Below are 15,738 nucleotides of genomic sequence, written 5' to 3'. Positions count from 1 at the left end.
TTTTCGCAAAAATGGTGAGGTCATAAGGCGTGATGCGTGTTCGGTGTCTTACGCTGCGGCTACTTTTGCCGACGACGAATCACCAAAACGGCACCAGTGCCCAGAAGCGCAACGCCCGCGATTACCACGGGAATCACGGCAAATCCGGTATGTGCCAGGGCGTTCGAGCCCGCGGATGCACCGCCTCCTGCGGCCCCTTGAACTACGCCGGATGCGCCCGAACCTGAACCGCCCGATACGCCGTTCCCTGACGATCCGGTGACCGTGCCGTTCTCTGTACCAGCCTGGGTACCCGCCCTCTGAGCTGTTCCCGGGTTCGCCGCTTGCTCAGAACCTTGCGGGTTCGTGCCCTCTGTACCGTTCTGCGGGGCTGCCGAGGCATCCTGCGGTTCGGTCGGGTTGTGCGGATGCGCCGCATCCGCCGAGGCATCCGGAACGCGCACGGCACCCTGAGGGGTACCCACCCGTGCCAAGGAGTCTTGCCCGGTCTTCTGCCCTGAGGATGAACCGCCGTTTGCGCCCTTGCCCGGTTCTGGCGCTGCGGTAAAGGAGCATGCGTTGCTTGCCTCATCCCCGACGGCGACGGCAAGATGCTGGACTTTACTTGTGATCTCGGTACCGTCTTTGAGTTTTGCGGTGTACTGAACGTCAAACATGTAATGCCCAGGCTCGGTAAACACCCAGTTGGCGTGCGCGTGGGTTGCGTAGTCAATCGATATACTATGTTGATTTTTGGTCGAATCCAGCAGAACCTCGGGGCCGGTCAGCGACTCGGTGAAGACACCGAACCGCGCGCCCTTCGGCATGCTGCGGGGCACAACGTGCAGGGTTACGCCGCCGTCGAGCCTACTGTAGTCCACATCCTGGGTACTGTACCCGGGCCAAGGCAGCCCGCGCATCTGGGTTTGCGGAAGCCCATAAAATGCAGTTCCGACCGGTCCAATAAAGTCGAGTTTGGGCGAGTTCATGTGCTCGTTGCGGCTGCGGCGGGCACGATCACTAACGGTCCACACCACGGTATCCAGCGGGCGCACCACCGAGTCCGCATCTATGAGTCCGCTATCGTCTTTGAGCCCCAGTTCCAGCCGGTTATCACGCAGTTGTGCTTGAAGGTCCAGGTGCCCGTCGCCGATTTTATAGCGGCCGTCGATCTTCCCCGCCTCGCAGGTTGGCATGGGGGCGGGCGCCTTCGGTGCGGGGTTTTGCGTGTTTTGTGCATCCCCATCTCGTGAGGGAGTCAGGCTTGCGCTCGGCTGCTCGGGAGCCGCCGGGGCGGGGGATGCACTGGGCGGCGCATCGTTGGTGCCGGGATCGCTCGGATCAGCGGAAGGGCTTGGCTGGGGTTCCGGGGTGTGCGAGTCGCCCGGCTGGGGGTTTGCGGCGGGCGCATCCGCACCCAGTGTTCCCGTGGCGCTGTAATCGCCGCCGCGCTGATAATTCTGGGTGAGTTTCACCTGTGAAGTGCGGGCATTCATATCGGGATGCGGCAGCACTTTCACGATAAGCTCGCTGTTCTCAAAGTAGCTGTCTTCCCGATAGGTGAAGCGCGCTACCCCGTTGTCGATCGTGGTTTCTATATCGAATTTGGGGTATTCGTAGTCGTTGGGGGCGTAGAATCCGCCCCGGATAAACCCGCGAACGTTAGGGTCGGCGAAGGTCACCTCAAGCGTGCGGTACCCTTCCTGCGTGGAGGGCACGGTGCGTACGGTGTAGTCGCCGCTGGCGGGGGTGTATTGAGCGGTAGGAAGCACGGTATTGCGCCCATCGGGCTCTTCAACGGGCCAGTCTCCAGTGCCGTCGTCGCTGTATACGCTCTCGGCGTGCCCGGGTTCATAGGCGAGCTTATGCGAAATCCATCGCGCGCCCTCGTTCCCGCTTGGGGTGAAGACAGCCTGCAGATGCGAGGATTCGCCGCCCATCATTTCGCTCCAGGTGGCGGTGCCGTTCTTTACCTCAAGGTCGGTGAGGAAGTACCCGTTGTTGTACAGGGTCAACGTTCCACTAAGGTTTTTATCGGCTGCGGTGAAGGTGATGTCGCTGAGTTTATCGTCGGCATCCTTGTTCTTCGCAAGGTCAGGGTCGAGCTTATGGGGTGCCACGGAAAGCACGTATTTGGCTAAGTCCAGGTTCCCGACGGGTGCAGCATTGTAGCGGTCAATGGTCGGTACCGCGTTCGGGGTTCCGTCACCGAGAATGGGCTTACGCCCACCCACCTGCCACACAAGTTTTTGCGGCGGGGATTGGATGATCGATCCGTCCGTGCCGCGCGCTACCGTGCGATAGGTCACCACATAGCGCCCGGGTCGTGTGAAGGTTGTGGTGTTATGCGTGTGGCTTCCTTTGCTGAGCAGCCAGGAGTGCCACCCGGTACTCGTGCTTGATAGGATGCGGTTTACGTCCGCAGGTCCTTCATCGGGGTTGTAGCGAAAAAGCTCCATGCGGCCGGGGCCTTCAACCGAGAGAATATCGGTCGCATAAATGCCGTCACGGAAGTTTTCAGTAGGGATTTTGACGGATGAACCCAGCCCCGCCCAGATGGGATCGTGATTACCCCAGGTCAGGGTGGGCGCCATGTAGAGGGTCTGCCCGGGTTCGCCCAGAAAACGCAGATTAGGTGAATCGGTGAGGGTCAAAGTGTATTGGGATGCACCGTTGCGGCCATCCCATCCCTTCCCTACCCAGTTGACGGTCTTATCGAGGTCGTAGAGATCGGCACCGGTCTTATAGGGGTTTGCTTCGTTTTTGAGTGCGAAACCGCCGTTTTCCCAGTAGGTTTTCGGGGCATCAACATGGCCCTGAGTAGTAATAATGCGCCCGTCGTCGGGTCCCGCATGCGCGGGGAGCATAGGCGATGCGCCAGCGAGAGCCAGCAGAGCTACTGCGGAAATACGAGCAAGGGATGCACTCAGCGCACGACGATGTGTGTATTTCGTGTACATGACAACCTTTCTCATTTTGCATACACAGCCTATCACTAATTGAGAATAATTGTCATAATCAAAATAGATATGTATAGTGATTCTCATAATCACACGCGCCGATGCGTCGTGAACTCACACACCACACCGTCGTTGGAGGAAAACTATGCGCAGATCCGCCCCGCAAACCCCGCCGCGAGAACAACGCAGCCACAAAAAAACATTTACCATCATCGGAACCACCGCCCTGGGATGCACACTAGCTCTCTCCCCTGCCCTGCCCGCATTCAACACGGCACCGGCGGCGCTCGCACACGAAGAACACAGCGCGGGTACAGCACAGGCAGAACCGCGCAGTTACACCGGGAATTACATCGTGCGCGGCGTGCACACCGAACTGCTCAACGCAGAGCTTCACAACGGAAAACTCGCCCTAAACTCCAAGGCCGAAACGCAGAATGGTGAAGGCCTTTTCAACCCCTCCACCACTGTTTTCAACCTACCCGCCAACGATCAGTCCCAAACCCGCGTAGCCGCCGGATATGATTTCATTGCCCCCGAAGGCACCCCCATCTGGTACATTCCGCAGAAGCATACTGATGGGCTTCTCTACCCCAGCTTTAGTGCCGAAAACATTCCGCAGGGCGCTCTGAAAAACAATAAGATCACGGTTGAACTCGTCAAAAGCGAGGTTCCCGAAGGTGCACGCGCCGAGGTCTTTCAGGAGGACCTGTCCGGGGCATCGCGCATGTTCAGCACGGCGGATCGGCTAGCACCCTACGAGCTTGAGGCGGGTTCTCATGTGCATGCCGCATGGGCGTTTACCGCCGCCGGAACCTACCGGTTCACCTTCCGCACGAGCACCGAGCTCGCGGACGGCACGCAGGTTCACGCTGAGACGACCTACACCGTTGTGGTGGGCGAAGTTCCGCAGGATATTTTCGAGCAGGGGCATCGGGCACAAAACCCGCAGGACTCCGCCGAATCAGCTGCCGCTCAGCCGCAGCATGAGGAAGGCGGTGAGCAGGCGCATCGGGATGCCGCCCCGAATGAGCGCTCATCAGAGGAAGATCACGGCGCGGGTAATTCCCGCGCGCAGCATCAGGTGATCGAGCCCGCGCATCAAGATTCGTCGAGTGTGGAAGCCGCCCCGGCTCAGCCTGAATCTTCAGCGGATGCGGCGCCCAACCCCCAGATTGCAACGGGCGATGCCCCCGCGCCCGATGCGCCCGCCCCGGCACCGCAACAAGCCGGTCAGAATGCAAGTGCACCGAACCACACGGTTAACGGGTCAAATGCCCAGAATGTTACCGCGCCGACCGTCCGGGGTGCGGGTTCTGGCGGTTCAGGGGCTTCGGGCAATACCGCGCCGTCTTCGGGTTCTCGCGGCGGGTCTTATCCCGGAACCGAATCCGAGAAGTGCATTCCGACCGAGGTTGTCGTCAAGGATTCCGTGCAGTCACGAAGCACCCAAAGCCCGGCAAATATTCCCGGCACTCTGCCGATGGTAACGACTGCGGATCATGCCGCGGCGGATCGCGCTACCGAGGGGCATTTTGACGTTGGTCCGGTCTTGAACGGTTCCACGCTGAGTTCTGCCGTCAAAGATGATCGGTTCAGCCCACCTAAACATGTGTCACCCGGCTCTTTAGAGTTCGTCCTCGGCGATGCTGCGAAGCTGAAATTCCCGGCGGGCATGGAAGATATTGCCCCCGCGGGAAGTACCGTGCACATGATTGGTGCTACCCAGCAGGCGGGCGTGCCGTGGCTGGGGTGGAGTACCCAGGATCCCGAACTTCTCAAACAGGCCGATGGACCGGTCACCATGAGCTTGAAGGGATTCGACGGCCCCGGATCAATGTCGGTATTCCTTTCGGGCAATTTCGGATCCGCCGGTCAGAAAGTCTTCGATTCTCGTGGCGGCTCATTTCAGGTTCCACTGAATACGCACCAACACAGCAACTGGGTGTTTACCGCTGAGGGCCGCTACCGGGTGACGATCGGTTGGCAGGTGCATCTGAAGAACGGGCAGACCGTCGAGAGCACATCGACCCTGAACTTTACGGTGGGTAATGCCGATAATCCGGCAAACCCCGCACCCGCGCATCATGAGAAGAACGCGCCTGAGAACGCCGAAAACTCGACCACTCATAAACCTGCCGAACAGCAATCCCAGCGGGGCACCGTGGATGCGGCAAGCGGTATTGTCACGAAGCCGGACGGCACGAAGGTGCGCATTGTCGGCAAGACCGCCTCGGGCAAGGACTGCGCCCTCACCAACCAGGAGCTAAAGGACGCGCAGCAGACCGCTGCCGCCGGGAAGCTCGCCAACACCGGGGCAGGGTTTAATCCGTTTATGGTCAGCACCTCTGTGCTTGCCGTCGCGCTGGGAGGCATGATCGTATACACCGTGCGCCGCCGCAAACGTCATGAGCTCTAGAGGTTCACGCCGTCAGTCTTGCACACCGCAGCGCTCACTCGAAGTTCCGCTCAGCCGCCGCGCTTTCCTGGGTTTTCTGCCCGTCTGCGCGGCGTTAAGCGCCTGCACTGCACAGAATACGTCCTCAGGTTTTGATGCCGACGGACGTCTTCAGGTGGTGGCGACAACCCCGATTTTGGCGGATGTGGCGCGTGCTGTTGGCGGCGAGCGTGCGCGGGTACACGCCCTCATTCCCAATGGCGCAGACCCGCATTCCTATGAGCCGAGCCTGCGGGATGTGCGCGATGTCGCCTACGCGCGGCTGGCGTTCACCAACGGTCTATTGCTGGAACAGCGCAAAATGGCGGCGATGGTGAGCTCTAACCTGCCGCAGGGTTCGGCACAGGTTGCGGTTGCCGAGAGGATTGAGCAGTACGGAGGCAAGCTTGAACCCGTGGTGGAGGATGCCTCGCTGGATTCTATCTGGTTGGGACTGCGCGTTGAGGGCACCGAGCCTTCGGGCGCATCCGCTAGCCATTCCGCTGAGTCGCCCTCAGATTCGGATGCTTCGGTCGCGTTTTCGGTTACCCGGGTGAAGGGTCCCGGGCAGGTTGCGGCGTTTATTACGCAGACCTTCGGCGCGGTCGAGATGATGTGCGATTCTCAGGCGCGCGGCACGCAGGAATCCACGCAGGATGGTGTGAGGGTGCGTACCGGCGATATGGGGTCGCTGGAGCTTCCGCTGCAGGCGCATACGCATCTTTCGTGGGCTTTTGCGGATGCCGGTGTGTACGAACTTGATGTTCTGGCAACGCCCCGCAACGCACCCGAGGGGGTGCGGCAGGCGCAGGGAACACTGCATGTTGTGGTGGGTGAGGACCCTGCCGAGGCTGCCTCTCGTCTGGGCGCAAATACGACCGTTTTAGCCTCCGGACATGCGGATATAGCCGTTCAGGCATATACGGGGCGGCTTGTAATTCGCGCCGATAGCGGCGGGAAAGTCACCGAACACGACCTGGCTCGCACGATCATTGCGGTTCCTTCGCGCACTCTGCAGGAGGTTCCTGCGGGTGGCCAATACGGGTTCTTGAGGGGGTCTTCGCGCGAGCATCGGGGGCAGGTGTATTTGCTGGCGCAGGCGGTGCTCGGCAAACATGTGCACGGCGAGATAGACCCGCATATATGGCATTCGGTGCCAAATATGAAGGCGGCCGCGCAGGTCATGCGTGATGCTCTCGCCGAAGCTGACCCACCCGGAACCAGCCTGTACACGGCGAATACCGAGCGTGTTATGCGCGAGCTTGATGAGCTGGACTGGGAGATTCGCGGCATCTATGCATCTTTGCCCGAAGCCTCGAAAAACCTGATTACCACCCATGACGGGTACCGCTATCTGGCAAGTACTTATGGGCTGACGGTGGCGGGATTTGTGACGCCGGTGGCGGGCAGTGAGCCAAGCATCCAACAGCGGCAGCGGCTGCAGCGCACTATCAGGGATTTGCGTGTACCGGCTATATTCCTCGATCGGAATACTCGCATGCGAAGCCCAGTTTTGCGTGAGGTCGCCCATGAAAACGGGGTTCAGGTGGGTACCTTATATTCCGATTCGCTCGATGATGAGGCACCCCACTATGCGGATATGATGCGCGCTAACGCACATACTATCCAGCGAGCGGTTGGGCGGTGAAGTCGTATTCTCGTCCATAGCCACATATGCATATACATCCATCAACGTTGAGGAAGAAGACATACATGAAATATTCTATTTTTGGAATAAAAACTAGTCAGAAGGTTATTTCATTCGCTTTATGCGTGGGTCTCACAGCCTCTATAGCCAATCCGGCATATGCCGATCACACGCCCGCGCCGGGTGCATCGTCAAGCACGGCAGCCACAAGCGATAACCTCAGCAAAGAGCAGAAGGCTCTGCAGCAAACGCTCTCGCCCGAGCAGCCGGTGGGCACGGGACGCACCGAAATTTCGAGCGGGCATGTTGATATGGGCCCGCGTTTTACCGACGGTAAGTTTCAGCTCATGATCCATGACGATCATGCCGCTACACCCATCTGGCGCAGCGTGGATGATGTGCTGTACCGCGGCTCCGATGCGGCCCTACGCCAGGTTCCTGACGATGACCGTTATTCGTTTGTGGGTGCACAGCCCGGCGAGCAGGTGTATGTGATTCCGCAGACCGAAACGAAGGGGGTCGTCTGGCCTGGCTGGACCACTCAGGATCCGGGGCTTGTGCAGAAAACCCCGCGCGGGGTCACCCTCACCCTAGAGCAGGTTCAGGGACCGGGGCAGTTCACGCTGTACCTGGAGAACGGGAACTTCTCGAAACCGCAGGTTTTGTGGGATTCGTCCAAGCACGAGCCGCAGGATATATGGGTTGAGAAGAACACGCATACCCACGCCAATTGGGTGTTTACCAAGCCCGGCGCCTATCTGCTGAAGGTGACGGCTCGTGCGGAACTTGCGGATGGTTCGGTTGTTTCCGATACCCGCTATATGAAGTTCGCCATCGGGGATTCGGTGACTGCGGATGAGGTGTACGCTCTGGCGCAGCAAGCCGCGGATCAGACGCTGGCGGGCGAATCGGAGGGCGCGCACTCTGCGGCTGCTTCCGATAGTCCGGGGGCCTCATCCGGCGGGTTCCCTGCCCTTCCGGTGGCGCTCGGCGCGGGGGCTGTGGCGGTACTTGCCGCAGCAGGGCTCTTCATGATGCGCCGCAATAAGGCCGCGCAGGCGCAGGCCGAGCGCATCATGACGAGCGGAAAGGGTGCGCGGGATGAGTAAAGGTACCACCGTGCTAGGCTCCAAAAACGACCCTGCGACGGGGAGTGAAAATCCGACGCTGAGCATCCAGAACCTCTATGCGGGGTACGGGCGGCGGGCGGTGCTGCGGGACTTTTCGCTCACCCTGAACCCCGGCGAATTTGTGGGTCTTCTCGGGGCGAACGGTGCCGGAAAAACCACGCTGTTACGTGCCATTATGGGGCTGCTGCATCCTGCTTCGGGGAGTATTCGGGTGCTGGGCAGTACTGCGCGCACCGCGCGGGCGCGCATCGGCTATGTGCCGCAGAAGCACCAGTTTCAGTGGGATTTCCCGATCACCGTCAAGGATGCGGTCATGACCGGGCGAACCCGCGAGATCGGTTGGTTTCGTCGCCCTAAAACTGCGGATTGGGTCAAGGTTTTTCACGCTTTGGAACGCACGGATTTAATGCCGCTGAAGAACCGTCCCATCGGAGAGCTTTCCGGCGGGCAGCGGCAGCGGGTGCTTCTGGCGCGTGCTCTCGCGGTTGAACCGGCGCTTTTGCTTCTTGACGAGCCCTTCACGGGGGTGGATGCGCCCACCCAATCCGCGCTCACCAAGCTGTACCGGCAGCTGGCGGGCGAGGGCGTGACGATTCTGATGTCTACCCACGATATTGTGGCGGCGCAGGAGTCTTGTTCGCGGCTGTGCGGGGTGCGCGGTTCCTTGAGTTTGGACGGCAAAGCCGAGGATTTTTCGCCGCAGCAGCTTTACGCCTGGGTGCACGGGCGCGAACTTGAGGGCGAGGGTGAAAGCACAGGTAAAGGCGGAAACGCGGGCACAAGCCCATCGCCTAAGATTGGCGTTCCGGGCGCAGGCGGCACCCGGCAGGGGCATCCTGCCGGTCATCGTGTAACCCCGCAGGAGGCAGCGGCATGATTACTCCCCTCGATTTCCTGTTTGACCTTTTCAACCCTTCCCTGGCGTTTCTGCCGCGTGCCCTCGCCGCAGTGACGCTGGCTTCTTTGGTGACGGGCGTGGTGGGGTGCCATGTGATGATGCGCGGCATGGTTTTTATTGGCGATGCGGTTGCCCACTCAGTGTTTCCCGGCTTGGCGGTTGCGTTCGTTATAGGCGGCAACTTGGTGTTCGGGGGCTTGATCGCGGGCGTTATCACGGCGGTTTTGGTGGCTATTTTTAGTCAGAACCAGAAGCTGCGTGAGGATTCGGTAATCGGTATTTTCTTTGCCGGTTCGTTCGCGTTGGGTATTGTGATTATTTCGCTGGCACCGGGGTATTCGGGGTCGATTCAGGATTTCCTGTTCGGTTCGATTGTGGGGGTTTCACGCGGCGATATTGCCCAGGCGGCGGCTATGTCCGCCGGGATTCTGCTGCTTCTGTGGCTATTTCATCGACAGCTGGTGACGGTGAGCCTGGATCGTGAAAGTGCTCGCGCGTTGGGTTTGCCGGTGCTGTGGCTGGATATTTTGCTGTATGTGCTCGTGACGGTTTCCGTGGTGATTTCTTTGCAGACACTCGGGAATGTGCTGGTGCTTGCGCTTATTGTGGTTCCGGCCAGCGCATCGCGGCTCGCATGCCGCCGTTTAGGCACCATGATGCTGTTCTCACCGGTTTTCGGCGTGCTGTGTTCGACGGTGGGGCTGTACTTCTCGTGGGCGTTTAACCTGCCGACTGGCGGCACGATTGTGCTGACGATGGTCGCCGCTTTCGTGCTGGTGTGGGTGTTCACCTGGATGCGCCAGCGGGCCAGGCGCATTCCTGAGACCGCCCATTCCCTGCCGGTTTAGGCTTTGCCGCGCCCGTCTCAAGGCTCTCACCATCGCCTGTCAGGTCAGCGAGAAATAGTCTGCGATAACATCCCACCGGCGGCGCAGCACGTGCTGATCCGCGAAGAGCGTGGCGCTGCGGTCGGTAAGATGTGCGTGCACGTTCCGGTAGAGTTCATCGCGCAGGTCGTTCATCGTGTTTACGGACAAATACCCGAGCACATCCGGCAGCACAGTATCGAGGCGCTGCTGCTGCAGCTCCTGCTCGGTGAGCGCCACATAGTCCGCCAGATCAAAGGTTTCCATGAACCGATGAGCGGCGGTGCTGAAACGAGTGAGTGCTTCTATATTGAGTGTCCCGTCGGACCTCAGGTAAGTCATTCTCGCTTCGTGATCTACAAATTCGTGGTAGCGGGGGTGGCCAACGCTTATAAAGTACATATCGCCGTCATGCGGGGAGGGCACAGATTTAAGAGGCTGATCGAGGTGTGCCGATATTTTTCGCAGGGTTTTACGCCATTTTTTAGACATCACATAAAACGCCGGGATGCCGCTGTAGTTCCCCGGCGTATGGTTGAATGTTGCGTAGAGAAAAGCAGCCCGAAATATGAGGTCTTCACCGTATTCTTGGGTGAATCCGGGCTGATTTTTGCGTGGTTTCGACCAGCCCAGTGAGCCCAGGTGCTCGCGGAATGCTTCACCGCTGGCAATATCCCGGTATGTGTAGTTGTCCGCCATGCTATCCCCCATATGCAGCCTATTTTTAGCAACCACCCTACCATTTACGAGGCGCGTGGCTCTGCGTTTATCGTCGTGTTTTTCTGCCGCCCATGAGGGCTTTTACCGGCACCGCGCGGTGATGCCGTGGTTGCCCTTGACCTGCTGGAGGGCGTGGGTATTGGTCTGGCGATCAGTATCTTCTTCGTGCTGCAGGGCAATATGAAGCGCGCCTACTACCTCAGCCGTGAGGAGCTTGCAGAGGCCGACGAAATTACGCTGGATTTGGCGGAAGAGGTGTCGTTCCTGAACAAGGCGGCTATTAAGAAGACGCTGAAGAATATTCGCCCCGGTTCGAAGGTCACGATCAACGCCGAGAACTCTTCGTATATTGCCAGCGATGTGCTGGAGCTGATTGAGGACTTCTCCAATGTTTATGCGAAGGAAAACGATATTGAGGTGGTGCTCAAGGGCTTCAAGTCGGATTATCACGATGCGGAACGTGATCGCCACAGCCACGTGAAGGTGGGTCATAGCGCAAGTATCTAAGCTATGAGGCGCGGTACCGTGCTGTATCGCTCCCCCTCTTGCATGTACGTGAGCAGGTGGTTTTTGGTCGAGCAGGTAAGAAAATCTTACCTGCTCGTACCAAAAACCACCTGCTCACGTTTAAACCTGACTTAATTAGGTAAGCTTGTACTGCCCCCGCGGCTACACCCCACGAATCGCTATGTACTGAACCTAGTCGTGAGGGATGATGAGCGGAAGGGGGTGTTGGCGGATTGTCGAAGAGGCAAAGCAAAATCGCCCGTGACATCGCGCGTGTCTTAAATGCACTAGCACGCGTGATCCGGGCGATTGCTAACCTAGTAGACGTTATCAACTGGTAAATCTAGTTGATGAACGCCATCGCAGTGAGGCACCCAGCCCTGCCAGTATGGGTTCCTCACTGCCCTAACTATACAGCACAGATATAGTCCGGAACAACGGCTGAGGCCATGAGCGTAGGGCTGTTTTCGACTTCCAAGGCATACCTAAACCACCTGCTCGCGGTATAGAGCGCATCGCGCATAAGCCTGCCATTCTTACAGTCACCATAACCTTAAATGTAATCTGCGTAACATCTAGGAAGTTATGGATTTTTCCGGTTTAATGAAGGTACAACCTATAAAGAACCCTTGATAGGTTGAGACTATAAGCGATGACGCTGTAGCTACAGCCCCTCATAAAATCTCAGTTAGGAGTCACCATGAAGGCAGTTGTTTACCACGGTCCAGGCAAGCGAGCTTGGGAAGAAGTTCCAGACGCCACCATCCTTGAACCCACCGACGTCATTGCTCGCGTTGATACCACCACCATCTGCGGCACCGACCTGCACATCCTCAAGGGTGACGTTCCCGAGGTTGAAGAAGGGCGCATCCTGGGTCATGAGGCTATCGGCACGATTACCGAAGTCGGCTCTGCGGTCACCGATTTGAAGGTTGGCGACCGCATCATTATTCCGGCGGTCACGAACTGCGGCAAGTGCTCATACTGTAAGGACAATAAGCCTTCGCACTGCCAGACCGTGGGCGGTGTCGGCTGGATTTTCGGGTACATGATTGACGGCACCCAGGCTGAGTATGTGCGCATTCCTTACGCTGAGACGTCGGTTCACATGGTTCCCGAGGGACTGACCGACGAAGATGTTCTCTTCCTCACGGATGCGCTTCCGACCGGTTTCGAGATGGGTATTCTCAACGGCAACACCAAGCCGGGCGATACGGTGGCTGTTATCGGCGCAGGTCCGGTGGGTCTGGGCGCAATTATGACGGCGAACCTGTGCGGTGCCGGGCGTGTGATTACCGTCGATATGGACGATAACCGCATGAACAAGGCGCTGGAACTGGGGGCAACCGATAAGGTAAACGCCGCCGATCCAGACTTTATCGAGAAGATTAAGGCCCTCTCCCCCGATGGTTTGGGCGTGGATGTGGCGATTGAGGCTGTGGGCGTGCCGCAGACCTTCGAGACCTGCACCAAGATCGTGCGCCCCTACGGCAACATTGCGAACGCGGGTGTGCACGGCAAGCCGGTAGAGCTGCCGATTAACACCATGTGGATCTCGAACGTGAACATCAACATGGGTCTGGTGAACTGCAACACCGTGGGCAACCTGCTGAATATGGTGCGTTCGGGCCGCCTGAACGCAAAGGCGATGGCAACCCACTACTTCACCTTCGACCAGTTCGAGGAGGCATACGACCTGTTCGCAAACGCAGCCGAGCATAACGCGGTGAAGGTTGTTATCTCGCGCGAACCGATTAAGAAGTAGGGTGTAAGCCCCCTAAGCTAACCCCTCCGGGTTCTTTACCGTCCTTCCCGGAGGGGTTCCTTTCGTTCTCTTTCCCGGAGCCAGCCATGTTTACCGGGGGTTGCGCACTGTAAAAAGGCTCTTTATTCCAATAAAGCGGGTTTTCCCCATCTTTATTGGAATAAAGAGCCTTTTTATGCAGGAATCTACTCACGACGAGCGTTGCTTTACCGACCCTTTGCCAGGTTTTCGAGCTTGGTCACCAGCGCATCAGTGTCTCGGGATGCGCTGCTGAGCACACGATAGATCACGCGCCTCTGTGCAGCTTGGCGCACCGCATCCCGACCTTGCGGCACTCCCCCGCCAGCGCGGGTACGCTCATCGGCTAACTCTTCGGCACGCATGGCGGCGTAGTTGATCTTGGCGGCAAGCTGCATCCTGTCCCGTTCCAGCTGAACACCAGCCCACGAGACGGGCCTGCTGGGGAACGGGCTGTTTGATTCGTCCGCTGCACCCCGGATGCGCTGCGCCTCCTGGGTCAGCTGGGTTGCGTCTACCGCGTCGCCAGCCTGTTTGTACATATCAAGCAGAATATGGAAGTTCTTCGCCTTCTCGCTGAGGTACTGCGCGTTGGTTGCCGCGCCTTGAGCTTCGGGGTTCTGGTTCTGATTCGACGGGGTTGACGAAGCCTGCGCGGCGTTCGCAGCCGGAGCGGTCAGAGTCGAACCAACCGCGAGCGCGCCCGCAGCGGGAATGCCAACAGCGGCTGCGCGCAGGAATCGGCGGCGTGAGGTACCCAGTTCAGTCATATGTCCTCCTTATTTATGCGGTGTTAAAACACCATGAGGTGCAGAGTCAGCGCCATTAGGATAAGCGCCAACGCCGCACCTCATGATGCGAAACCGGTAAACCGGTTGGTAGTTTTTAACCGTAACTCACCTGAACACGTTTTTTAGTCAGGGTACGGTTATGCACTACCGTGTTGTCGAGCAGGTTACAGACTGTGTGCTGTGTAGGTTCTCACGCCTTAAGAGTAGTTACCTTCAATAAGCTTGCGCTGAAACGCAACAATGGCCGGTGAGGGACCGTCAAGAACCCCGTCTGCGGTTTGACCCAACCAGCTCTGCAGAGCACTGATTGTAGAGGGTCCGATCAAACCATCAACATCCGTCCTGAGCCAGCGCTGCAAATCTTTGATGGTTTCTGAGCCGGAGGCGGCATCGTCAGAAACCCACTGCCAACCGCTCGTCAAACCGGGATTAGCACTTGACTGGGATGCGGGCTGACTATCGATCTGCCCATCGAGGGAAAGACCGCCCTCCACCGCAGAGTTTACGGCAGCTATGCTGTTGAGACGCTTCTGCAGCTCAACCGTCGTTTCGGAGCCCCAGTAACCATCATCTGTAAGAGCATTCGCGCTCGTTGCGGTCACAAGGGTCGAGCCGAAAGCGAGCATACCTGCAGCGGGCACACCAATGGCGGTAGTACGCAACAACTTACGGCGAGAAAGTCCGGGATTTTCGAGAGTCATAATACTCCTTCCTCAACTAAAACTTATAAAAAGTTTGAAGCGATCTTGGCACCAGTCAAAAGTCCACGAGCCCCAATCTCGCTTCCTCACACAATTGGCTGCGAATTATTGAAAGCGGCTGGCATTTTCACGATCAGCATCTTCAGATGCCTGAGCTTCTTGGGCTCGTTGCTGAGCCAACGTTTCGGCTTTTTGAGCAGCATCATGCAGCTGGCCGCTGATATCTTTGACAGCAGCCTCAAGGGCAGGATCATCAAATGCTGCGGCATCAAGATCGAAGCTGTCTGCTAGTTCTTTAGCCCTCTGAGCTTTCTCCTGAAGCTTCTCAGACTCTACTTTCATCTTGGCACCCAAGTCAGTCTCTGCATTCGCAGCTGGGGCCATCACCAGGTTCGCTCCCAAAGCAACCACACCGGCAGCGGGCACACCAATAGCGGTAGTACGCAGCAGCTTACGGCGAGAAAGATCGGTATTTTCGAGAGTCATAATATCCCTTCTTCACATCACCACATACGAGGTGAGAACATGTCACGCCATTTTCGCGATAATTTATCTTTTAGGCCTCAATTGCCTGAGAGTTCAGATAGTTTTGCAGAGCCTCGATCGTCGGCGAAGGTCCGTCAAGCACGCCGTCAGCGGTTTGCCCAAGCCAGGTCTGCAAAGCACTAATCGTTTGAGGACCAATAATCCCATCGCCTTTCTCGAAGCCCAGCTTTTCACGCTGCAACCTAGCGATAGTACCTGAACCCTTCACCTGTTCATCGGAAACCCACTGCCAGCCTGAAGCCAGACCGGGGTTCTCCTCAGCACGTGATATTGGCTGAGAAGAAATAGTCCCCGAAGGATCCCCAAAAGGAAGAAGATCGCTCTGACCAAGAACCCCTTGCATAAGGACACTTTGGAGAAGTTCCGTCGTCTCCGTACCCCAGTAACCATCAACCTCAAGCGCATTCGCACTCGTCGCGTTTACCAAGGTCGAACCAAAGGCGAGCAGACCAGCAGCGGGAACACCAATAGCGGTGGTACGCAACAGCTTACGGCGAGAAATACCAGAATGTTCGTTCATCATTTTTATCCTCCTCACATATATAGAAATTGCGGAGAAAAATCGGGTAACCGATGTATTTTCAGTATGTTGAATTAGTCATAGGTAACCGCGATAAGCTCTGACTGAAGCTTCTTAATGGTGGGAGACTCCTCGCTCAATACCCCATCCTGAGGGAGGTGATAACGCGCTTGAAGTGCAGATATAGTCTGCGAGCCCATGAGCCCATCCTGGGTCACTTTGAGCCAGCGCTGCAAATCTTTGATGGTTTCT

Annotated in this window: 13 protein-coding genes; 7 read left to right on the top strand and 6 right to left on the bottom strand. The window is 57.8% G+C overall.

Translation table 11 applies throughout. The annotated features are described in order from the left end of the window. Nucleotides 1–59: 59 nt before the first annotated feature. Nucleotides 60–2,939 carry a choice-of-anchor M domain-containing protein gene (locus tag HMPREF2625_RS00290; RefSeq protein WP_246826552.1) on the bottom strand — a complete coding sequence of 960 codons (2,880 nt, stop codon included), beginning with the start codon at nucleotides 2,937–2,939 and terminating at the stop codon, nucleotides 60–62. A 145-nt stretch (nucleotides 2,940–3,084) separates the two neighbouring features. Here HMPREF2625_RS00290 and HMPREF2625_RS00285 point away from each other — a divergent pair, with 145 nt between their 5' ends. The 5 genes from HMPREF2625_RS00285 to HMPREF2625_RS00265 all read left to right on the top strand — a co-directional run bounded on the left by HMPREF2625_RS00285 (nucleotide 3,085) and on the right by HMPREF2625_RS00265 (nucleotide 9,900). After that, nucleotides 3,085–5,358 carry a TIGR03773 family transporter-associated surface protein gene (locus tag HMPREF2625_RS00285; protein WP_070520331.1) on the top strand — a complete coding sequence of 758 codons (2,274 nt, stop codon included), beginning with the start codon at nucleotides 3,085–3,087 and terminating at the stop codon, nucleotides 5,356–5,358. Next, a complete protein-coding gene (locus HMPREF2625_RS00280; protein ID WP_070520328.1) occupies nucleotides 5,348–7,024 on the top strand; it encodes an anchored repeat ABC transporter, substrate-binding protein in 1,677 nt (558 codons plus the stop codon). The genes HMPREF2625_RS00285 and HMPREF2625_RS00280 overlap by 11 nt, the downstream gene beginning before the upstream one ends. A gap of 65 nt (nucleotides 7,025–7,089) precedes the next feature. Beyond that, entirely contained in the window at nucleotides 7,090–8,133 is a 1,044-nt protein-coding gene (locus tag HMPREF2625_RS00275) for a choice-of-anchor M domain-containing protein (RefSeq protein ID WP_083295573.1), read from the top strand. Further along, nucleotides 8,126–9,031, top strand: coding sequence for an anchored repeat-type ABC transporter ATP-binding subunit (locus HMPREF2625_RS00270; RefSeq protein WP_070520325.1), 906 nt, complete (start codon nucleotides 8,126–8,128; stop codon nucleotides 9,029–9,031). The genes HMPREF2625_RS00275 and HMPREF2625_RS00270 overlap by 8 nt, the downstream gene beginning before the upstream one ends. After that, nucleotides 9,028–9,900 carry an anchored repeat-type ABC transporter permease subunit gene (locus HMPREF2625_RS00265; RefSeq protein ID WP_070520322.1) on the top strand — a complete coding sequence of 291 codons (873 nt, stop codon included), beginning with the start codon at nucleotides 9,028–9,030 and terminating at the stop codon, nucleotides 9,898–9,900. Before HMPREF2625_RS00270 ends, HMPREF2625_RS00265 begins: the two co-directional genes overlap by 4 nt. A 39-nt stretch (nucleotides 9,901–9,939) precedes the next feature. Here HMPREF2625_RS00265 and HMPREF2625_RS00260 read toward each other — a convergent pair whose 3' ends face one another. Beyond that, nucleotides 9,940–10,617 carry a hypothetical protein gene (locus tag HMPREF2625_RS00260; protein WP_070520319.1) on the bottom strand — a complete coding sequence of 226 codons (678 nt, stop codon included), beginning with the start codon at nucleotides 10,615–10,617 and terminating at the stop codon, nucleotides 9,940–9,942. Between the two features lie 126 nt (nucleotides 10,618–10,743). Between HMPREF2625_RS00260 and HMPREF2625_RS00255 the strand changes: the two genes are divergently transcribed. Next, nucleotides 10,744–11,145 (top strand): SulP family inorganic anion transporter, encoded by a 402-nt coding sequence (locus HMPREF2625_RS00255; RefSeq protein WP_004006358.1) that lies wholly within the window; start codon nucleotides 10,744–10,746, stop codon nucleotides 11,143–11,145. A 700-nt stretch (nucleotides 11,146–11,845) separates the two neighbouring features. Further along, nucleotides 11,846–12,910, top strand: a complete 1,065-nt coding sequence (locus tag HMPREF2625_RS00250) for a zinc-dependent alcohol dehydrogenase family protein (RefSeq protein ID WP_004006357.1) — start codon at nucleotides 11,846–11,848, stop codon at nucleotides 12,908–12,910. 206 nt (nucleotides 12,911–13,116) lie between these two features. Here HMPREF2625_RS00250 and HMPREF2625_RS00245 read toward each other — a convergent pair whose 3' ends face one another. The 4 genes from HMPREF2625_RS00245 to HMPREF2625_RS00230 form a co-directional block, all read right to left on the bottom strand. Next, nucleotides 13,117–13,698 (bottom strand): hypothetical protein, encoded by a 582-nt coding sequence (locus HMPREF2625_RS00245; RefSeq protein WP_070520316.1) that lies wholly within the window; start codon nucleotides 13,696–13,698, stop codon nucleotides 13,117–13,119. Nucleotides 13,699–13,916: 218 nt separating this feature from the next. Further along, entirely contained in the window at nucleotides 13,917–14,420 is a 504-nt protein-coding gene (locus HMPREF2625_RS00240) for a lysozyme family protein (protein ID WP_070520314.1), read from the bottom strand. A 105-nt stretch (nucleotides 14,421–14,525) separates the two neighbouring features. Beyond that, complete coding sequence (locus HMPREF2625_RS00235) at nucleotides 14,526–14,906, bottom strand: hypothetical protein (protein ID WP_048752744.1); 381 nt, start codon at nucleotides 14,904–14,906, stop codon at nucleotides 14,526–14,528. A 70-nt stretch (nucleotides 14,907–14,976) separates the two neighbouring features. Next, on the bottom strand, nucleotides 14,977–15,489 hold the full coding sequence (locus tag HMPREF2625_RS00230) for a muramidase (RefSeq protein WP_070520311.1): 513 nt from the start codon (nucleotides 15,487–15,489) through the stop codon (nucleotides 14,977–14,979). Between the last annotated feature and the right edge of the window lie 249 nt (nucleotides 15,490–15,738).

Origin of the sequence: Rothia sp. HMSC064D08 (assembly GCF_001809525.1) — a bacterium.
In the GTDB taxonomy this organism is placed as follows: Bacteria; Actinomycetota; Actinomycetes; order Actinomycetales; family Micrococcaceae; genus Rothia; species Rothia dentocariosa.
This window is presented reverse-complemented; position numbering and strand designations above follow the sequence as displayed.

What these genes read in the sequence shown, in the direction of transcription:
- HMPREF2625_RS00290 (WP_246826552.1), bottom strand. Translation starts at nt 2,939, where the DNA reads ATGTACACGAAATACACACATCGTCGTGCGCTGAGTGCATCCCTTGCT.
- HMPREF2625_RS00285 (WP_070520331.1), top strand. Translation starts at nt 3,085, where the DNA reads ATGCGCAGATCCGCCCCGCAAACCCCGCCGCGAGAACAACGCAGCCAC.
- HMPREF2625_RS00280 (WP_070520328.1), top strand. Translation starts at nt 5,348, where the DNA reads ATGAGCTCTAGAGGTTCACGCCGTCAGTCTTGCACACCGCAGCGCTCA.
- HMPREF2625_RS00275 (WP_083295573.1), top strand. Translation starts at nt 7,090, where the DNA reads ATGAAATATTCTATTTTTGGAATAAAAACTAGTCAGAAGGTTATTTCA.
- HMPREF2625_RS00270 (WP_070520325.1), top strand. Translation starts at nt 8,126, where the DNA reads ATGAGTAAAGGTACCACCGTGCTAGGCTCCAAAAACGACCCTGCGACG.
- HMPREF2625_RS00265 (WP_070520322.1), top strand. Translation starts at nt 9,028, where the DNA reads ATGATTACTCCCCTCGATTTCCTGTTTGACCTTTTCAACCCTTCCCTG.
- HMPREF2625_RS00260 (WP_070520319.1), bottom strand. Translation starts at nt 10,617, where the DNA reads ATGGCGGACAACTACACATACCGGGATATTGCCAGCGGTGAAGCATTC.
- HMPREF2625_RS00250 (WP_004006357.1), top strand. Translation starts at nt 11,846, where the DNA reads ATGAAGGCAGTTGTTTACCACGGTCCAGGCAAGCGAGCTTGGGAAGAA.
- HMPREF2625_RS00245 (WP_070520316.1), bottom strand. Translation starts at nt 13,698, where the DNA reads ATGACTGAACTGGGTACCTCACGCCGCCGATTCCTGCGCGCAGCCGCT.
- HMPREF2625_RS00240 (WP_070520314.1), bottom strand. Translation starts at nt 14,420, where the DNA reads ATGACTCTCGAAAATCCCGGACTTTCTCGCCGTAAGTTGTTGCGTACT.
- HMPREF2625_RS00235 (WP_048752744.1), bottom strand. Translation starts at nt 14,906, where the DNA reads ATGACTCTCGAAAATACCGATCTTTCTCGCCGTAAGCTGCTGCGTACT.
- HMPREF2625_RS00230 (WP_070520311.1), bottom strand. Translation starts at nt 15,489, where the DNA reads ATGATGAACGAACATTCTGGTATTTCTCGCCGTAAGCTGTTGCGTACC.